Annotated in this window: 19 protein-coding genes; 10 read left to right on the top strand and 9 right to left on the bottom strand. The window is 68.6% G+C overall.

From position 1 onward, the window contains the following. Positions 1-91: 91 nt before the first annotated feature. The 5 genes from FGX59_RS14485 (at position 92) to moaB (ending at position 4,157) form a co-directional block, all read left to right on the top strand. Complete coding sequence (locus tag FGX59_RS14485; RefSeq protein ID WP_138467489.1) at positions 92-1,267, top strand: acetyl-CoA C-acetyltransferase; 1,176 nt, start codon at positions 92-94, stop codon at positions 1,265-1,267. Positions 1,268-1,395: 128 nt separating this feature from the next. Beyond that, the gene (phbB, locus tag FGX59_RS14480) at positions 1,396-2,118 is read left to right on the top strand and encodes an acetoacetyl-CoA reductase (protein ID WP_138467487.1); all 723 of its coding nucleotides are present in this window, start codon (positions 1,396-1,398) and stop codon (positions 2,116-2,118) included. 119 nt (positions 2,119-2,237) lie between these two features. Further along, positions 2,238-3,038 carry a uracil-DNA glycosylase family protein gene (locus tag FGX59_RS14475; protein ID WP_138467485.1) on the top strand — a complete coding sequence of 267 codons (801 nt, stop codon included), beginning with the start codon at positions 2,238-2,240 and terminating at the stop codon, positions 3,036-3,038. Next, positions 3,035-3,625 carry a metallophosphoesterase family protein gene (locus tag FGX59_RS14470; protein WP_138467484.1) on the top strand — a complete coding sequence of 197 codons (591 nt, stop codon included), beginning with the start codon at positions 3,035-3,037 and terminating at the stop codon, positions 3,623-3,625. Before FGX59_RS14475 ends, FGX59_RS14470 begins: the two co-directional genes overlap by 4 nt. 1 nt (position 3,626) lies before the next feature. Next, positions 3,627-4,157 carry a molybdenum cofactor biosynthesis protein B gene (gene moaB, locus FGX59_RS14465; RefSeq protein ID WP_138467482.1) on the top strand — a complete coding sequence of 177 codons (531 nt, stop codon included), beginning with the start codon at positions 3,627-3,629 and terminating at the stop codon, positions 4,155-4,157. Positions 4,158-4,581: 424 nt separating this feature from the next. Here moaB and FGX59_RS14460 read toward each other — a convergent pair whose 3' ends face one another. From FGX59_RS14460 to FGX59_RS14450, 3 genes are all read right to left on the bottom strand, one after another. Beyond that, positions 4,582-4,749, bottom strand: coding sequence for a YdcH family protein (locus FGX59_RS14460; RefSeq protein ID WP_138467480.1), 168 nt, complete (start codon positions 4,747-4,749; stop codon positions 4,582-4,584). 118 nt (positions 4,750-4,867) lie between these two features. Continuing rightward, positions 4,868-5,638 (bottom strand): tRNA1(Val) (adenine(37)-N6)-methyltransferase, encoded by a 771-nt coding sequence (locus tag FGX59_RS14455; RefSeq protein ID WP_370296018.1) that lies wholly within the window; start codon positions 5,636-5,638, stop codon positions 4,868-4,870. Beyond that, complete coding sequence (locus FGX59_RS14450) at positions 5,635-5,850, bottom strand: DUF2007 domain-containing protein (protein ID WP_138467478.1); 216 nt, start codon at positions 5,848-5,850, stop codon at positions 5,635-5,637. The genes FGX59_RS14455 and FGX59_RS14450 overlap by 4 nt, the downstream gene beginning before the upstream one ends. A 55-nt stretch (positions 5,851-5,905) precedes the next feature. Here FGX59_RS14450 and FGX59_RS14445 point away from each other — a divergent pair, with 55 nt between their 5' ends. Next, on the top strand, positions 5,906-6,907 hold the full coding sequence (locus FGX59_RS14445; RefSeq protein ID WP_138467476.1) for a polyprenyl synthetase family protein: 1,002 nt from the start codon (positions 5,906-5,908) through the stop codon (positions 6,905-6,907). 72 nt (positions 6,908-6,979) lie between these two features. On the opposite strand, the gene FGX59_RS14440 is transcribed toward FGX59_RS14445, so the two are convergent. The 5 genes from FGX59_RS14440 to FGX59_RS14420 all read right to left on the bottom strand — a co-directional run bounded on the left by FGX59_RS14440 (position 6,980) and on the right by FGX59_RS14420 (position 12,992). Then, positions 6,980-7,819 carry a 4-(cytidine 5'-diphospho)-2-C-methyl-D-erythritol kinase gene (locus FGX59_RS14440; protein WP_138467474.1) on the bottom strand — a complete coding sequence of 280 codons (840 nt, stop codon included), beginning with the start codon at positions 7,817-7,819 and terminating at the stop codon, positions 6,980-6,982. Then, complete coding sequence (locus tag FGX59_RS14435; protein WP_240722453.1) at positions 7,794-9,518, bottom strand: tetratricopeptide repeat protein; 1,725 nt, start codon at positions 9,516-9,518, stop codon at positions 7,794-7,796. Before FGX59_RS14435 ends, FGX59_RS14440 begins: the two co-directional genes overlap by 26 nt. Before the next feature lie 94 nt (positions 9,519-9,612). Continuing rightward, positions 9,613-10,260 carry a glutaredoxin 2 gene (gene grxB, locus FGX59_RS14430; protein ID WP_138467472.1) on the bottom strand — a complete coding sequence of 216 codons (648 nt, stop codon included), beginning with the start codon at positions 10,258-10,260 and terminating at the stop codon, positions 9,613-9,615. A 130-nt stretch (positions 10,261-10,390) separates the two neighbouring features. Next, positions 10,391-11,230: a calcium-binding protein gene (locus FGX59_RS39460; protein ID WP_138467470.1), complete on the bottom strand. Its 840-nt coding sequence runs from the start codon at positions 11,228-11,230 to the stop codon at positions 10,391-10,393. Positions 11,231-11,345: 115 nt separating this feature from the next. Further along, positions 11,346-12,992: an electron transfer flavoprotein-ubiquinone oxidoreductase gene (locus FGX59_RS14420; protein WP_138467468.1), complete on the bottom strand. Its 1,647-nt coding sequence runs from the start codon at positions 12,990-12,992 to the stop codon at positions 11,346-11,348. Positions 12,993-13,376: 384 nt separating this feature from the next. On the opposite strand from FGX59_RS14420, the gene greA reads away from it, so the two are divergent. After that, the gene (greA, locus tag FGX59_RS14415; protein WP_138467466.1) at positions 13,377-13,847 is read left to right on the top strand and encodes a transcription elongation factor GreA; all 471 of its coding nucleotides are present in this window, start codon (positions 13,377-13,379) and stop codon (positions 13,845-13,847) included. 162 nt (positions 13,848-14,009) lie between these two features. Beyond that, complete coding sequence (locus tag FGX59_RS14410) at positions 14,010-15,023, top strand: hypothetical protein (RefSeq protein WP_138467464.1); 1,014 nt, start codon at positions 14,010-14,012, stop codon at positions 15,021-15,023. A 3-nt stretch (positions 15,024-15,026) separates the two neighbouring features. Here the strand turns inward: FGX59_RS14410 and mobA are convergent, their stop codons facing one another. Then, complete coding sequence (mobA, locus tag FGX59_RS14405; RefSeq protein WP_138467462.1) at positions 15,027-15,638, bottom strand: molybdenum cofactor guanylyltransferase MobA; 612 nt, start codon at positions 15,636-15,638, stop codon at positions 15,027-15,029. 126 nt (positions 15,639-15,764) lie between these two features. On the opposite strand from mobA, the gene FGX59_RS14400 reads away from it, so the two are divergent. Both FGX59_RS14400 and FGX59_RS14395 read left to right on the top strand, forming a co-directional pair. Continuing rightward, positions 15,765-16,469: an AzlC family ABC transporter permease gene (locus FGX59_RS14400; protein WP_138467460.1), complete on the top strand. Its 705-nt coding sequence runs from the start codon at positions 15,765-15,767 to the stop codon at positions 16,467-16,469. Further along, the gene (locus FGX59_RS14395) at positions 16,466-16,795 is read left to right on the top strand and encodes an AzlD domain-containing protein (RefSeq protein WP_138467458.1); all 330 of its coding nucleotides are present in this window, start codon (positions 16,466-16,468) and stop codon (positions 16,793-16,795) included. The genes FGX59_RS14400 and FGX59_RS14395 overlap by 4 nt, the downstream gene beginning before the upstream one ends. Positions 16,796-16,799: the final 4 nt, after the last annotated feature.

The raw sequence follows: 16,799 nt of genomic DNA, 5'->3' as shown, positions 1-16,799 counted from the left end.
TGTCCGTTGCCCGCACCCGCTGCTCTTCCTAATCAGATCGTATCGGTCCGGGCATGGCCCGGGCTCCAACGGAGAAGGGGGAGACCTACTCATGACCGGTATCGTAATCGCATCGGCTGGCCGTACCGCGGTCGGCAGCTTTCTGGGGGCGTTCGCCAACACCCCGGCCAGTGACCTTGGCGCCGCCGTCATCGAGGCCGTCGTCGCCCGCGCCGGCATCGACAAGGCCGACGTGTCCGAGACCATCCTCGGCCAGGTCCTCACCGCCGCGCAGGGCCAGAACCCCGCCCGCCAGGCCCATATCAAGGCGGGCCTTCCGGCCGAATCCGCCGCCTGGGGCATCAACCAGGTCTGCGGCTCGGGCCTGCGCGCCGTCGCGCTCGGCGCCCAGCACATCATGCTCGGCGATGCCTCGATCGTCGTCGCCGGCGGCCAGGAGAATATGTCGCTGAGCCCCCATGCCGCCGCGCTGCGCCAGGGCCAGAAGATGGGCGACATGAAGTACATCGACACGATGATCCATGACGGCCTGTGGGACGCGTTCAACAACTACCACATGGGCCAGACCGCCGAGAACGTCGCCGAGAAGTGGCAGATCAGCCGCGACATGCAGGACGAGTTCGCGGTCGCCTCGCAGAACAAGGCCGAGGCCGCCCAGGCCGCCGGCAAGTTCGCCGACGAGATCATCCCGTTCCTGATCAAGACCCGCAAGGGCGAGATCACCGTCGATGCCGACGAGTACATCCGCAAGGGCGCCACGCTCGAAGCGATGCAGAAGCTGCGCCCGGCCTTCGCCAAGGACGGCTCGGTCACCGCGGGCAACGCCTCGGGCATCAATGACGGCGCCGCCGCCGTGCTGCTGATGACCGCCGCCGAAGCCGAGAAGCGCGGCATCGAGCCCCTCGCCCATATCAAGTCCTACGCCACCGCCGGGCTCGACCCGTCGATCATGGGCGTCGGCCCGATCTACGCGTCGCGCAAGGCGCTGGACAAGGCCGGCTGGAAGGTCGACGACCTCGACCTGATCGAGGCCAACGAGGCCTTCGCCGCCCAGGCCTGCGCCGTGAACAAGGACATGGGCTGGGATCCGGCCAAGGTGAACGTCAATGGCGGCGCCATCGCCATCGGCCACCCGATCGGCGCCTCGGGCTGCCGCGTCCTGAACACGCTGCTCTTCGAAATGAAGCGCCAGGGCGCCAAGAAGGGCCTCGCCACGCTCTGCATCGGCGGCGGCATGGGCGTCGCGCTCTGCGTCGAGCGCCCCTGATCTGCATCATTGGCGCGGCCGGGCCGCATCCGCCATTGTGATGGCGGGCGCGGCCCGGCCGCGCCTCGAGCCCGCCGGTTGGGACAAGGCGGAGCCTGGCAAGAGACATCCGAAGGAGAGGGACTTTCATGGGACGTGTAGCACTGGTCACTGGCGGCGTGCGCGGCATCGGCGCGGCAATCTGCAAGGCACTGACGGCCGAAGGATACACCGTGGCCGCAACATATGCTGGCAATGACGCCGCGGCCAAGGAATTCAAGGAAGAGACCGGCATCGCGGTCTACAAGTGGAACGTGCGCGACTACGAGGATTCCAAGACCGGGATCGAGCAGGTCGAATCCGAGCTGGGCCCGATCGACGTGGTCGTCGCCAATGCCGGCATCACCAAGGACGCGCCCTTCCACAAGATGACCCCCGAGCAGTGGAACCAGGTGGTCGACACCAACCTGACCGGCGTCTTCAATACCGTGCATCCGGTCTGGCCGGGCATGCGCGAGCGCGGCTTCGGCCGGGTCATCGTGATCTCCTCGATCAACGGCCAGAAGGGCCAGTTCGGTCAGGTGAACTACGCAGCGACCAAGGCCGGCGACCTGGGCATCGTCAAGTCGCTCGCCCAGGAAGGCGCCGCGAAGGGCATCACCGCCAACGCGATCTGCCCGGGCTATATCGGCACCGACATGGTCATGGCGATCGACGAGAAGATCCGCGAGAAGATCATCGCGGGCATCCCGGTCGGCCGCCTCGGCAAGCCCGAGGAAATCGCGCGCTGCGTGACCTTCCTGGCCTCCGACGATGCGGGCTTCATCAACGGCTCGACCATCTCCGCGAACGGCGCGCAGTTCTTCGTCTGAGCACGCCTGCAGCGCAACGATCGGGCCAGCCTCCGGGCTGGCCTTTTTTGCTGTCCGGACCCTGCCTGCGGCCGCGCGGGGGATTTACCCCGGCCGCCGCCTCGCCTAGCTCTAGGCCCATGATCGAGACTCTCACCCATCAGGAGCTGCGCCTCTGCCTGGAATGGCAGGTCGAGCTCGGCATCGACGAGGCGATCTCGGAAACCCCGATCGACCGCTACGAGCTGGCCGCCCAGGCGCCCCGTCCGGCCGCGCCCGCCGCTGCGGCTCCGGTGCAGGCCGCCGCCGCAGCGCCCGCAGTGGACGAGGGGCCCGGCCCGGTCGAGGCCGCCCGCGCCGCCGCGCAGTCCGCGCCGGACCTGGCCGCGCTGAAGGAGGCGATGGCCGGCTACGAGCATTGCGAGCTGAAGCGGGGCGCGCGGAACCTGGTTTTCTGCGACGGCCGCCCCGGCGCGCGGGTGATGATCATCGGCGAGGCGCCCGGCCGCGACGAGGACCGCATGGGCCGCCCCTTCGTCGGCCGCGCGGGCCAGCTGCTCGACCGGATGCTCGCCGCGATCGGCCTGTCGCGCGAGGCGCCGGGCACCGAAGAGGCGGTCTATATCACCAATGTGCTGCCCTGGCGCCCGCCGCAGAACCGCGATCCGAAACCCGACGAGATCGCCATGCTGCTGCCCTTCCTCGAGCGCCATGTCGCGCTGGCCAGGCCGGAGGTGCTGGTGCTGATGGGCAATGCCGCCTGCCAGACGGTGCTGCAGACCCGCGGCATCACCCGGCTGCGCGGCAGCTGGACCCAGGGCTTCGGCCTGCCGGTCCTGCCGATGTTCCACCCCGCCTACCTGCTGCGCAACCCCCATGCCAAGCGCGAGGCCTGGGCCGACCTGCTGGAGCTGAAGGCTCATCTGGAGGTGCCGCGATGAAGCTGCTCGCCTTTTCCGACCTGCATTGCGACCGCGCCGCGGCCGCGCGCCTGGTGGAGGCCTCTGCCGAAGCCGATCTGGTCGTCGGCGCGGGCGATTTCGCCTCGGCCCATCGCGGGCTCGACCGGACGATGGAATCGATCCGCGCCTTCGAGGGGAAGGCGCTCTACGTGCCGGGCAACAACGAGACGCCCGAGGCGCTACGCGCCGCGACGCGGGCGCCGGTGCTGCATGGCGAGGTCAAGGAGATCGGCGGCGTGACCTTTGCCGGGATCGGCGCCGCCATCCCGCCGCTACCGCCCCTGCCCTGGCAGTCCTACGACCTGACCGAGGAGGAGGCCGAGGCGATGCTGGCCCCGATCGGCAGTGCCGACGTGCTGGTCTGCCATTCGCCGCCCTACGGCATCGCCGACCGGCTGGATGACGGGCGGCGCATCGGCTCCACCGCGCTGCGCGCCGCGATCGAGCGGATCCGTCCCGCGCTGGTCTTCTGCGGCCATATCCATGGATGCTGGGGCGAAAGCGGCGAGATCGGCGGCTCGAAGGTGCACAATCTGGGCCCCGGCGTGACTTGGTTCGAGGTGTGAGATGGCAGAGCGCAGCTTCATCCCGGTGCGCATCGCGCTGCTGACCGTCAGCGACACCCGCTCGCTGGCCGAGGACCGGTCGGGCGACCTGCTGGCCGAGCGGATCGCGACGGCCGGGCACGTGCTTTCGGCGCGGACCATCCTGCGCGACGAGCGCCACGAGATCGCCGCGCAGCTCCGCGCCTGGTGCAGCGATCCGGAGATCGACGTGGTGATCTCGACCGGCGGCACCGGACTGACCGGGCGCGACGTGACGGTCGAGGCGCATCGCGATGTCTACGAGAAGGAGATCGACGCCTTCGGCACGGTCTTCACCCTGGTCTCGATGCAGAAGATCGGCACCTCGGCGGTGCAGAGCCGCGCCACCGGCGGGGTCGCCAACGGCACCTATCTCTTCGCCCTGCCCGGCTCGACCGGCGCCTGCCGCGATGCCTGGGACGAGATCCTGAAGCGCCAGCTGGACTACCGCCACATGCCCTGCAATTTCGTCGAGATCCTGCCGCGGCTCGACGAGCACCTGCGGCGCAAGTGAGCCCGGCTCAGCGCGCTCTGGTTACGGAACCCCTTAGAAACCCTCTACATATCTCGGCGTTTCGGGAGGGTGGCTTAACCCTCGCGCAAGACTGGATGGCTAAGGTCCTCTAGCCAAGGGAGCTTGGCGAGTAGCGAGTAAGGTCGAACACGGCCAGGTGGGTGGGGTCCGTCTTTCCAGGCGGACCCCGTTGCTTTGCGCCCCTCCCGAATGTCCTGGCGGACAGGCTGCACGGCGCTTTTCCGGCGGCCGCGCGGCGGCTCCGGAGCAGGAATGCGATTTTCGGGAAAGGGATGTCTGGAAAGGCGGGGTCCGGGGCTCCGGACCGGTGGGGACCCATGCTCTGCCGGACGGAGGCGCGGCACGGGACCCCGGACGTTCTGTCGTCACCGGCATGGGCGGGGATCCATGCCGGGCTAGGCGGTCACGCGCGGCTGAGACGCTCGATTTCCTCCTTGAGGTGCAGCTTCTGCTTCTTCATCCGGACGATCTCGTGATCGTTGACGCCGGGGCTGCGCTGCGCCTCCTCCACCTTGGCCGAGAGAGTTCGGTGCTTCTTCTGAAGTTCCTCGATATGCATCGTCAGGCTCATATGTCGTCTCCTCTCTTGACTACACTTGGACAGCCCATCACAGGTCGCGATTCCTGTCACCCCTCGCCGTCACCGGGCCTCCAGCTGGGCAGGCTGCCGCCGAGTTGTTACGAAAGCTTTAATCTGCAAAGCCCGCAAGCGCCTGGCCATGGCGGAGCACCGCTTCGATGGCGGGCGTGTAGCCGTCCCCCGCGTCACCATGCCGCATGCCTTTATGCATTACGATCGCCGGACGCAGCTGAAATGGCGTTTTCCGTCCCTTGACAGCCCTCAGGAGAAACAATCCTGCGGACTGGCCGCCGCGCGGATTGATCGGCAGCACCTGGATCGCGCCGAGTCGGCCGTCCATCGCACCGAGCACTTCGGGCAGCCGCTCGATCCGCTGGATCAGCGTCAGCACCCCGCCCGGGCGCAGGCGGCGCGTGGCGACCTCCACCCAGTCGGCCAGCCGGGTCTCGCCCGCACGCGCGATGTCGCGGCCCGCATTGTCGGACCGGCTGCCCTCCTCGCGGCTGAAATAGGGCGGGTTCATCATGACATGGTCGAAATCGAGATTGCGCACCTCTTCGGGCAGGCTCATCAGGTCGGCCTGCACCACCACCAGCTCGGTCGCGGCTTCGGAGGCATTGCGCCGGGCAAGCTCCGCATAGCCCGGCTGCACCTCCACGCCGCAGAGCCACAGCTCCTTCACCCGGCGGTGCAGGCAGAGCGAAGCCACCGCCGCGCCGCAGCCCAGCTCCAGCACGAACTGCCCCGGACGGGCGGGCACCGAGGCCGCCAACAGGACGGCATCCACGCCGGTGCGGAATCCGGCCTTCGGCTGCCAGGCATAGACCTGCCCGCCGAGAAACGCGTCATGTGTCAGCTCGCTGTCGTCCATATCTCTCATTCGTCCGGAACAATCCCGTTGTCGCGCATTACCGCAGCGGCCTGCGCGAAATCCCCGTCGCGCACCATGAGGCGTCTTGGCAGGACCCCGATCGACCCTTCCAGCACGCTCATGTGGACGTCCATCTGGAAGCAGTCTATACCCTCTCCATCGAGCAGGGCCGAGGCGAAGGCGATGATTGTCGGATCAGTCGTACGCAAAAGCTCTCTCATGTCAGGCAGTTAAAAATTACCCGGCAAAGATGTCGAGAGTATTGACGGAAGCGTGATGGGATTAGACACGGCGGCAGCAAAACCACATGAGAAACTCGCCCAGATGCTGGCCGGGGACATGGACGCCGTGGGCGCCCTGATCCGGCAGCGGATGGCCTCGGAGCATGCGCCGCGCATCCCCGAGGTCACGGCGCATCTGGTCGAGGCCGGAGGCAAGCGCCTGCGCCCGATGCTGACGCTCGCCGCGGCGCGGCTCTGCGGCTACGAGGGCACGGACCACGTCAAGCTGGCCGCGACGGTGGAGTTCATCCACACCGCGACGCTCCTGCATGACGACGTGGTCGACGAAAGCGCGCAGCGGCGCGGACGGCCGACGGCCAACCTTCTGTGGGACAACAAGTCCTCGGTGCTGGTCGGCGACTACCTCTTCGCCCGCTCCTTCCGGCTGATGGTCGAGCCGGGCAACCTGCGGGTGCTGGAAATCCTCTCGGACGCCTCCGCGGTGATCGCCGAGGGCGAGGTGCTACAGCTCACCGCGGCCTCGAACCTCGCCACCACCGAAGAGGTCTATCTCAACGTCATCCGCGGCAAGACCGCGGCGCTTTTCTCTGCGGCCTGCGAGGTCGGGGGCGTGATCGCCGGGGCCTCCGAGACAGAGGTGCGGGCGCTCTTCGACTATGGCGACGCGCTCGGGATCTGCTTCCAGATCGTCGACGATCTTCTGGATTACGGTGGGGCGACGGCGTCGATCGGCAAGAATACCGGGGACGATTTCCGCGAGCGCAAGCTGACCCTGCCGGTGATTCGCGCAATCGCCGCCGCCGATGCGGAAGAGCGCGATTTCTGGAAGCGCACGATCGAGCGCGGCCGCCAGGAAGAGGGCGATCTGGAGCATGCGCTGGCGCTGATGGCCAAGCACCGCACGCTGGAGACGACGCGCGAGACGGCGATCGACTGGGCCGCGACGGCCAAGGACGCGATCCTCGCCCTGCCCGCCTCCGAGCTGCGCGACGTGCTGCACGATCTGGCGGATTACGTGGTCGAACGGGTGGTCTGACCGCCCGCCTCTTCCATGGCCCCGAACGCGCCCCCTGGGGCGCGTTTTGCGTTTCTGGAGGACTGTTGGAGCCTAGAGAAGCGGCCCCGCGGCCAGCCACCAGCCGGGCTCTGCCCGGGCAATCGAGGCGCGCGCGGCCGCAGCGGCCACTTCGCTCTCGAACAGGCCGAAGCAGGTCGCCCCCGATCCCGACATCCGCGTCAGGCCGCAGCCCGGCTGCCCCGCCAGCGCGGCCAGCACCGGCGCGATCGCGGGCTCGACCGACAGCGCCGCGGGTTCCAGGTCGTTGCGCTGCGCCCGCAGCCAGGCGAGACAGGCCGCAGCCTCTTTCGGCGGCAGCCCGTCCATCGGCGGATTGTCCCGCGAGACCAGGGCCTTGAAGACCGCGGGGGTCGGCACCTCGACGCCGGGATTGGCCAGCAGGATCCAGAAGGGCGGCAGGCCGCCCACCGGCGAGATCTCCTCCCCCACGCCCTGCATCCGCACGCTCTGCGGCGCCAGGCAGACCGGCACGTCGGCGCCCAGCGGCAGGAGCGTCCTCGCCTCGGGCAAGGGCCGGTCCCAGAGCCGCGACAGCGCGCGCACCACCGCGGCCGCATCCGAGGATCCGCCGCCGATCCCGGCCGCGGCCGGGAGGGTCTTCTCCAGCGCGATTGCCACGGGCGGCGTGCCCAGCAGCTCCGCCGCCTTCCAGACGAGGTTGCGCGCATCGGCGGGCACCCCCGCCGCGCGCGGCCCGCTGACGGCAAGCGCCATCCGGTCGGCCGGTGCCACCGTCACCTTGTCGCTGATGCCGACAAAGGCCACGAGGCTGTCGAGCAGGTGGTACCCGTCCGCCCGGCGGCCGGTCACGTGCAGCGTCAGGTTGACCTTGGCCGGGGCGGCCTCAGTTGCCTTCGCTGTTGGTTCCAAGCGGCTCCGCCCCTTCCTCGGCCAGCACTTTGTCCAGCCCGACCTCCAGCTTGCGCCGGATCCGCGCGGGATCGACCTCTTCGTTGGAGCTGCCGTAATCGGTGAAGCTCAGCGCCCGGCGCCACATGAACTGCGCCTCGAGCTTGCGTCCCACCGCCCAGTAGACATCGCCCAGATGGTCGTTGATGACCGGGTCGATCGCCATGATCTCGGCGGCGCTCTCCATCGGCGCGACGGCCTCCTCGTAGCGGCCCAGCCGGAAATAGACCCAGCCGAGGCTGTCGGAGATATAGCCGTCCTCCGGGCGCTGCTCAGAAGCCTTGCGGATCATGTCGAGCGCCTCGTCGAGGCTCTCGCGCCGTTCGACCAGCGAATAGCCCAGGTAGTTTAGCACCCGCGGCTCGTCCGGCGACAGCTCCAGCGCATGGCGCAGATCGGCCTCGGCCTCGGGCCAGAGCTTCAGCCGCTCCAGCGTGATGCCGCGGGCATAGAAGAGCTGCCAGTCGGCCTGGATCGGTTCCTCGATCAGCGCGACGGCGCGGTCATAGGCGGCGCGCGCCGCCTCCCAGCGCTCGTCCGAGGACAGCGCGTCGCCCAGCGACACCTGCACGTCCATCAGGTCCGGATAGGTCTTCGAGAGCTGGTTCAGCACCTCGATCGCGGCGTCCTTGCGCCCGGCATAGCGCAGCGCGTTGGCGCGGCCGAACTCCGCCTGCAGATAGGCGGGATGATCGCGGGGCACCTTGTCGTAGAGATCGCCGGCAAGGTCGTAATTCGCCTGCTCGTCGAAGATGCTCGCCACCATCAGGAGCGCGTCGACATGGTCGGGATTGAGCTCGCGCGCGACCTGGGCATAGACAAGCGACAGGCTGTTCCCGGCCTGGCCGTAGAGCACCTGCGCCATGGTGTAGAAGGCCTCGGCGATCCCCTGGCGGGCATTGGCGATGCTCAGCGGCACCGGCTCGCCGGCCTGCAGCCGGGCGACGATATCCGACATCTGCGGCGCCACCGCGCCGTCATAGGCCTCGTCGAGAAGCTGCAGCGCCTGGTCGTAATGGCCGAGCTGGCTCTGCACTTCGGCGCGCAGCCTGAGCCCGCGGCCCAAGAGCGGCAGGGGCCCCTCGCTCGCGCCGGACAGAAGCGCCTCGGCGCCTTCGTAGTCGCCCGACACCGCCAGCGCCAGCGCCTTGTGGTAGAGCACCACGCCGCGCAGCATCGGCTCGGCCGCGGCCTCGTCGAAGGTGGCGATCGCCGCCTCGCCATCGCCCGCGCCAAGCTCGGCCCAGCCGGTCACCAGCTGGTCGAGGAACCCGTCGAGCAGGTCGCCGAGATGGAAGTCGCCGCCGCCGAGCGCCTCGCGCAGCGCGGCATAATCCTCGCTGTCCATCCAGTCGACGAGCTCGACGATGTCCATCAGGTTGGCATCGAGCCCCAGCACCTGCATGCGCCGCATGATCGCCGCCGCGCCGTCGAAATCGCCGAGATTGACCTGCGCGGTCAGGGCGAGCTCCATCAGCCCGGGATTGCGCGCATCGAGCGCCAGCGCACGGGTGAAGTACTCGGCCGCGCGGGCATGGTCGGCCTCCATCCCCGCGACACGCCCCGCCAGGTAGGTCCCGGCATTTCCGCCCAGAACGGCGGCAGGCGCCATCCCGAGGCAGAGGGCGGCTGCGAAGAGGCGGGATCTGTTTCGGAACACCTTCGGTTTTCTCCGTCTGGGAGTGTTTTGACGACCCTAGAGCCGGGCGCCGCGCGTGTCCATCCGCGCACGGCGCCCGCAGGCCGGCTGGGGCTCAGATCGCGCGATCGTCATAGAGATGGGTGCCGCAGAGCGCGGTCACCGTCTCAAGGTAGCCGCGCATCCAGCCCGGCATCGCCAGGTCGCGCACCATGGTCAGGTTGCGCAGATGCGGATAGACCAGCACGTCGCCCATGCGCAGGCGGCCATCGGCGGGCGGCGCCAGCTCCGGCATCGCCGCCAGCATCGCCTCGGCCGCCGCCTTGTGCTGTGCCGTCTCCTCCATTGCCTGGCCGAAGGAGATGCCGATCATCGCCTCCTTGCGCTCGGTGAAATAGGCGATGGCCCCCTCGGTCGCGAATTCCGGCAGGCCGATCCGCACGTTGCGCGGGAAGAGCAGGCAGTTCACCGCCCGGCCTTCGCTGTCGAGCGCGGCAAGCTGCGGCGACGCCTCGGCCCATGGGTCGAGATGCGGCGCGGGCGTCTCGATCGCGTCGAGCGCGGCGACGATGTCGAGGCTCTCGCCCATCGCCCGTCCGTCGTCGAATTGCAGGATCGGCACCATCTTGGCGCCGATCAGGTCGAAATGCGCCTGCTCGTCGTCATTGAGCAGGTAGACCTTCTCGTGCGGGACCTGCCGGAACCCGGCCACCATGTCGGCACGCACGCAAAAGGGACAGTGATCGTACTGGTAGAGCTTCACCTTGCACTCCTCGGCTCTCGCCGGTTCGGACTTCCGTTTCGGGGCCGAAGCTGGCCCCTCAGGTTCCGGAACGCAAGGCACCCTCCGGGGTTCCGCCGCACTTCGCCGCGCCGGGCGCGCCGCCCCGCGGTCAGAAGGAGAAGACGAAGTCGCTCTCGTCGATGTCGGACAGGGCGGTGCCCTCGAGGATGAAGACATCGTCGCCATCCTCGATCACGACCTTGCCGTTGCGGGCCGAGATCTCCAGATCGGCCAGCTCCTCGGCGCCGGTCTGCACCAGGATGCGGTCGCCTTCGGTGAAGTCCATCACCTGGCTGCGGCCGCTGCCCGCGCTCATCACGAAGGTGTCCGGGCCATAGCCGCCGATTAGCCGGTCGTTGCCCGGACCGCCGTCGAGCGTGTCCATCCCCATGCCGCCGACCAGCGTGTCGTCGCCTTCGCCGCCGGTCAGGATGTCCCGCCCCTGGCGGCCGAGCAGCTTGTCATTGCCCTCCCCGCCCGAGCGGACATCCCAGCCGTCGGTGCCTTCGATCTTGAAATCGACCACGGCCGAGACGCCCTCGCCCGTCGCGTAGCCGAGACCGTCGACATTGAGCATGGCCGAGGTCGCGGTGAAGCTGAGATTCTCTTCGGGGACGTCGAGCGAGTTGAAGTCGCCAAGCAGGCGGACGCCGCGGATGGTGACGCCGCTGTCGCCGCCCAGCCCGTCGAAGCTCAGCTTGTAGCCGTTGAACCCGTCATCGGGGACATTGGCGAAAGTGCCGGAGGTCTTCACGCGGTAGTCGATGAAGCTGCCGCGGATGTCGAGGATGGCCGGGACGACGTAGTAGGGATCGCCGTTCAGGTCGTAGTATTCGGTGTCGTTGAATTCGACGGCAAGCGAGGAAATCTCCGCCACGCCGGTGCTGGCGATCGGGTTGGAGAGGTTCGGGGAAAAGATCTCGAGCGTTACATTGGTGCCGGGAAGCATGGGCAAGGTCCTGAAAATGAAAGAGGCGGTCCCCGGCAGGGAACCACCTCCTCATTTTCGCAACAACTGTTGCCGCCACGGAAACCCGCCTCATCGGCGGAAATCCGTCACATGTTCACATATTGGGGTAGTTGGGCCCGTCGCCGCCCTGGGGCGTGGTCCAGGTGATGTTCTGGCTCGGATCCTTGATGTCGCAGGTCTTGCAGTGGACGCAGTTCTGGAAGTTGATCTGGAACTTCACGTCCTTGCCTTCGCCGACGAACTCGTAGACCCCGGCCGGGCAGTAGCGCGCCGAGGGGCCGGCATAGTCGCGCAGGTTGACCTCCACCGGGATGTTCGGGTCGGCCAGCTTCAGATGCGCCGGCTGGCTCTCCTCGTGATTGGTGAAGGAGAAGCTCACATTGGTCAGCCGGTCGAAGCTGAGCACCCCGTCGGGCTTGGGATACTCGATCTCCTTGTAGAGCCGCGCCCGTCCGGTCGCCTCGGCATCGGTCTTGCCGTGGCGCAGCGTGCCGAGCAGCGAGAAGCCGAAGGTGTTGGTCCACATGTCGAGCCCGCCGACCGTCAGCGAGGTCGCCAGCCCGTATTTCGACCAGAGCGGCTTGACGTTGCGCACCGGCTTCAGGTCCTTGCCGATCGGGCCCTCGCGCACTTCGGCCTCGTAGCCGGTCAGCTCGTCGCCCTCGCGGCCCGCCTTGATCGCCTCATGCGCGGCCTCGGCCGCCGCCATGCCCGAGAGCATCGCGTTGTGGTTGCCCTTGATGCGCGGCACGTTGACCATGCCCGCCGAGCAGCCGAGCAGCGCGCCGCCCGGGAAGGTCAGCTTCGGCAGCGACTGCCAGCCGCCCTCGGTGATCGCCCGCGCGCCATAGGCCACGCGCTTGCCGCCCTTCAACAGCTCCGCGACCATCGGATGGTGCTTGAAGCGCTGGAATTCCATGTAGGGGAAGAGATGCGGGTTGGCGTAGTTCAGATGGACCACGAAGCCGACATAGACCTGGTTGTTGTCCAGGTGGTAGATGAACGACCCGCCGCCCGCATTCGAGCCCAGGGGCCAGCCCATCGTGTGGGTGACCGTGCCCTCGGAATGCTTCTCGGGGTCGATCTCCCAGATCTCCTTCATGCCGATGCCGTATTTCTGCGGGCACTTGCCTTTCTGGAGGTCGAATTTCGCGATGACTTCCTTCGAGAGCGAGCCGCGCACCCCCTCGGAGAGGAAGACGTACTTGCCCAGCAGCTCCATGCCGGGCTCGTAGGCCGGGCCGGGCTTGCCGTCGGCATCCTTGCCGAACTCGCCCGCAACCACGCCCGCGACGCGGCCGTCCTCGCCATAGACCAGCTCGGAGCAGGCCATGCCGGGGAAGATCTCGACGCCCAGCTCTTCGGCCTGCTCGGCCATCCAGCGGCAGACATTGCCCATCGAGACGATGTAGTTGCCGTGGTTGTTCATCAGCGGTGGCATGGCGAAATTCGGCATGCGGATCTTGCCCGCCTCGCCCAGGACGTAGAAATTGTCCTTCTTCACCGGCACGTTGAGCGGCGCGCCCTTCTCCTTCCAGTCGGGGATGAGCTTGTCGAGGCCGCAGGGATCGAGAACCGCGCCCGACAGGATGTGCGCGCCGACTTCGGAGCCCTTCTCCAGCACGACGACCTGCAGGTCGGCATCGAGCTGCTTCAGCCGGATCGCCGCCGAAAGGCCCGCAGGCCCCGCGCCGACGATGACGACATCGTATTCCATGCTTTCGCGCGTCACATCGCTCATTTGCCTACCCTGACCCCTGTCTTGACCGCTGGTGGGTTTCCGTTTCCGCCCGCGCGCGGGCGTCCCGGGCCGTGCATAGCGCTCTGCAGCGCAGCACGTCAAGATCGCGCAATCTCATTGCGGCGAACTGCCGGAATGCGCAACATTCGTACCCTGTGGCAACAAGTCCCGCACCCGCGCCCGGCGGCACCCTGACCCGGCCCCGCGCGGGCCGCAAGGGCCAATAGCGACGGCGGCGAAGTATGTTTGCGCCGGTTCCCGCCGCCGGGCGGGAATCATTGCAAAGGAGCGGCTTGCACCTCAACCTCTGCTAATGCCAAAGTCGCTCGACACCGCGCAGACGCGCTCCGGCCTCTGGGCCGCACAACTCGACCGTAGAGACCTATGGAAAAGATACCAATGACCCCAGCCGGCTACGCCCGGCTAGACAACGAGCTCAAGCAGCTGAAATCGGTGGAACGGCCCGCAATCATCAAGGCCATCGCCGAGGCGCGCGAACACGGGGATCTGTCCGAGAACGCCGAGTACCATTCCGCTCGCGAGAAGCAGAGCTTCATCGAGGGCCGCATCAAGGAAGTCGAGTCCATCCTCGGCCGGTCGGACATCATCGACCCCAAGAAGCTCTCCGGCACGATCAAGTTCGGCGCCACGATCGAGCTGGTCGACGAGGATACCGACGAGGAGAAGACCTACCAGATCGTCGGCGAGGCCGAAGCGGATATCGAGCGCGGCAAGCTGAACATGAAATCGCCCCTGGCCCGCGCCCTGATCGGCAAGGATGTCGGCGACAGCGTCGAAGTCCACACGCCGGGCGGCGGCAAGTCCTACGAGATCCTCGCCATCCGCTACGAGTGACGCCCTGTCCCGGGCCGCGGGCGGCGATCCTCCGCCGCATCCGTGCCGGGCAGTTTGACGGGGCGGCAGCGCCGGGCTAGGATCCAGAGCATGCGGGGCGGCCGGAACGGGCCGCCCCGGTTTCTATTATCCCCCGGGCTAGGCCCGCCACAGGAAGGCCCCGTGAAGAAGACGGATCCCCTGCACCCGCATTCATCCCCCTCCCGGCCCGGCTCGTCCGAGAAGCTGGCCGCCTCCTTCGGCCTTCTCTGGCTGGTGCTCGGCGGCGCGGCGCTCTTGTACATGCCCGGCCAGGTCGGGCTGCCCGGCGTGGCCGTCCCGGTCGTGCTCTTCGCGCTGATCTGGCGCCAGGCGCGCGCGCTCAGGCGGCTGCGCGACGAGGCGGACGAGCTGCGCAGGACGCTGGCCGCGATGGCCCAGGGCCCGCAGGCCGCCGCCGCGCCGCCCGCCGCCCGGCCCGAGCCCCGCGCCGCGGCCAAGCCCCGCCCCGCCCCCGCGCCGGACGCGGCGCCCGCGGAAGAGCCCGCCACCACCATCTTCGGCGTGCGCAGCTCGAGCGCGGCCGCGCGCATGCAGGAAACGGCGGCCGCCCCTGCCGCCGCCGCCGCATCGCCCGCCTTCGCCTCGCGCCGCGACGCGGTGCAGCCCGCCGCGGCCCAGGGCCAGCAGGCGAGCCTCGATTTCGAACCGGCCCCCGCGCCGCCGCCGCTGACCGTCGGGGATTTCCTGCTGGCGCTGAACTTCCCGCAGGATCCGGACGATACCGACGGGTTCCGCGCGCTGCGCCTGGCGCTGAAATCGCCGCAGGCCGCGCCCCTGGTGCGCGCCGCGCAGGACGTGCTGACGCTGATGTCGCAGAACGGGCTCTACATGGACGACCTGGTGCCCGACCATCCGCGCCCCGAGCTCTGGCGCCGCTTCGCCGCAGGCGAGCGCGGCGGCGCGCTGGTCGCGCTCGGCGGGGTGCGCGATGCCGCGGCGCTGGCCAATTGCGCGGCCGCGCTGCGAGAGGATCCGGTCTTCCGCGATGCGGTGCACCATTTCCTGCGCCATTTCGACCTGATGCTGACCGCCCGCGCCGAGAGCCTGGACGATGCCGCGCTGATCCGCCTGGCGGAGACCCGCACCGCGCGCGCCTTCATGCTGCTCGGGCGCAGCGTCGGGATCTTCGACTGACGCCTAGCGCTCGGCCTCGGGCAGCATCGCCTCGGCCTGCGCCAGATCCTCGGGCGTGTTGATGTTGAAGAACCCCTCGGAGGCGAAGAGCACGCTGGCCGCGCCATGCGAATCCGCCCAGTAGGACACTTTGCGCACGCCCTGCTCCAGCGCGCTGCGCAGATCGCCGCGGAGCGCGACCGGCCAGAGCGCGAAGACCGGCTGGCGCCGCAGGCGGCCCTCCTCCTCGGTGGCGGCAATGGCGATCTGCGTGCCCGCCCGCTGGGCGCCGCGCTGCAGCCGCTCGGCCAGGTCGAAGGGAAAGAACGGCGTGTCGACCGCCACGGTCACGATGCTGCCGGCGCCGCGCGCCGCCGCCCAGTCCAGCCCCGCGAGAACCCCGGCCAGCGGGCCGGGATAGCCGGGCACGCTGTCGGCAAGGATCGGCAGGCCGAATTCGACAAGGCGCCCGGGCGCGCCATTGGCATTGATCGCCAGCCCTGCAACCTGGAGGCCGAGCCGGTCGGCGGCCCGGTCGAAGAGGCAGCGCCCGCCGAGCATCAGCGCCCCCTTGTCGCCTCCGCCCATCCGCGTCGCGAGCCCGCCCGCGAGGATTACGCCCAGAGGCGAGGTCATGGCTAGCGCCTCCGATCCGTTTCCTGCGCAATGGCTCGCTTCCCCCCCTGGGAACTGGCTTTGCGCATTTGCAATGGCCGCGAGTGTGGCGTACCGCTGGCCACGCGTAAATAGGATGTTTAGCCGATGTTTACCAGTATGAATGCTGCGATGCGGCGTGGCCTGCTGGACAGTCTTCCCTTTCTGCTCGTTGTCGTGCCATTCGGCATGCTTTTCGGCGTGGCCGCGACCGAAGCGGGCCTGCCGATCGCCCAGACAATGGGCTTCAGCTTCCTGGTGATCGCCGGCGCGGCGCAGTTCACCGCGCTGCAGCTGCTGCAGGACAATGCGCCGATCGTCATCGTGCTGCTGACCTCGCTTGCGGTGAACCTGCGCATGGCGATGTATTCGGCGGCCCTGGCGCCGCATCTGGGCGAGGCGAAGCTCTGGCAGAAGGCCTGCGCCGCCTATCTGATGATCGACCAGAGCTATGCCCTGGCCCATCCCGCCTTCGAGCGCGAGCGCGCCGCGCCGGTGCGGTTCAAGCTGGCCTATTTCTTCTCGACCATGATCTTCATGGCGCCGCTATGGTACCTGTCGACCTTCTTCGGCGCGCGGCTGGGCGCGGCGGTGCCCGACAGCTTCGCGCTGGATTTCGCGGTGCCGATCACCTTCCTGGCGCTGGTCGCGCCGGGGCTGCGCAGCCTGCCCCATGTGGTCGCCGCGGGCACCTCGGTGGTGCTGGCGCTGGCGCTGTCCTGGATCCCCTACAGCCTCGGGCTGATCGTCGCCGCGCTGATCGCGATGAGCGCCGGGGCGCAGACCGAACTCTGGCTGGAGCGACGCAAATGACCGCGACGAGCAGTTCCATCTGGCTGGTGATCGCCGGGCTGGCGGTGGGCACCTTCCTGTTCCGCTTCTCCTTCATGGGGCTCTTCGGCCAGCGGAGCTTCCCGGAATGGGCGCTGAGAATGCTGCGCTACACCTCGGTGGCCGTGCTGCCGGGGCTGGTGGCGCCGCTGGTGCTCTGGCCCGCGGCGACCGGCGGCGAACCCGATCCGGCGCGGCTGCTGGCAGCCGCCGCCGCCGTCGGGACCGGCATCTGGACGCGCTCGGTGCTGTGGTCGATCCTCGCCGGGGCGGTGGCGCTCTATGGCGGGCTCGCGCTTTTCGGCTGAGCCC

Source organism: Poseidonocella sp. HB161398 (assembly GCF_005870025.1).
Lineage (GTDB): Bacteria > Pseudomonadota > Alphaproteobacteria > Rhodobacterales > Rhodobacteraceae > Mangrovicoccus.
This window is presented reverse-complemented; position numbering and strand designations above follow the sequence as displayed.

What these genes read in the sequence shown, in the direction of transcription:
- FGX59_RS14485 (WP_138467489.1), top strand. Translation starts at nt 92, where the DNA reads ATGACCGGTATCGTAATCGCATCGGCTGGCCGTACCGCGGTCGGCAGC.
- phbB (WP_138467487.1), top strand. Translation starts at nt 1,396, where the DNA reads ATGGGACGTGTAGCACTGGTCACTGGCGGCGTGCGCGGCATCGGCGCG.
- FGX59_RS14475 (WP_138467485.1), top strand. Translation starts at nt 2,238, where the DNA reads ATGATCGAGACTCTCACCCATCAGGAGCTGCGCCTCTGCCTGGAATGG.
- FGX59_RS14470 (WP_138467484.1), top strand. Translation starts at nt 3,035, where the DNA reads ATGAAGCTGCTCGCCTTTTCCGACCTGCATTGCGACCGCGCCGCGGCC.
- moaB (WP_138467482.1), top strand. Translation starts at nt 3,627, where the DNA reads ATGGCAGAGCGCAGCTTCATCCCGGTGCGCATCGCGCTGCTGACCGTC.
- FGX59_RS14460 (WP_138467480.1), bottom strand. Translation starts at nt 4,749, where the DNA reads ATGAGCCTGACGATGCATATCGAGGAACTTCAGAAGAAGCACCGAACT.
- FGX59_RS14455 (WP_370296018.1), bottom strand. Translation starts at nt 5,638, where the DNA reads ATGAGAGATATGGACGACAGCGAGCTGACACATGACGCGTTTCTCGGC.
- FGX59_RS14450 (WP_138467478.1), bottom strand. Translation starts at nt 5,850, where the DNA reads ATGAGAGAGCTTTTGCGTACGACTGATCCGACAATCATCGCCTTCGCC.
- FGX59_RS14445 (WP_138467476.1), top strand. Translation starts at nt 5,906, where the DNA reads ATGGGATTAGACACGGCGGCAGCAAAACCACATGAGAAACTCGCCCAG.
- FGX59_RS39460 (WP_138467470.1), bottom strand. Translation starts at nt 11,230, where the DNA reads ATGCTTCCCGGCACCAATGTAACGCTCGAGATCTTTTCCCCGAACCTC.
- FGX59_RS14420 (WP_138467468.1), bottom strand. Translation starts at nt 12,992, where the DNA reads ATGAGCGATGTGACGCGCGAAAGCATGGAATACGATGTCGTCATCGTC.
- greA (WP_138467466.1), top strand. Translation starts at nt 13,377, where the DNA reads ATGGAAAAGATACCAATGACCCCAGCCGGCTACGCCCGGCTAGACAAC.
- mobA (WP_138467462.1), bottom strand. Translation starts at nt 15,638, where the DNA reads ATGACCTCGCCTCTGGGCGTAATCCTCGCGGGCGGGCTCGCGACGCGG.
- FGX59_RS14400 (WP_138467460.1), top strand. Translation starts at nt 15,765, where the DNA reads ATGTTTACCAGTATGAATGCTGCGATGCGGCGTGGCCTGCTGGACAGT.
- FGX59_RS14395 (WP_138467458.1), top strand. Translation starts at nt 16,466, where the DNA reads ATGACCGCGACGAGCAGTTCCATCTGGCTGGTGATCGCCGGGCTGGCG.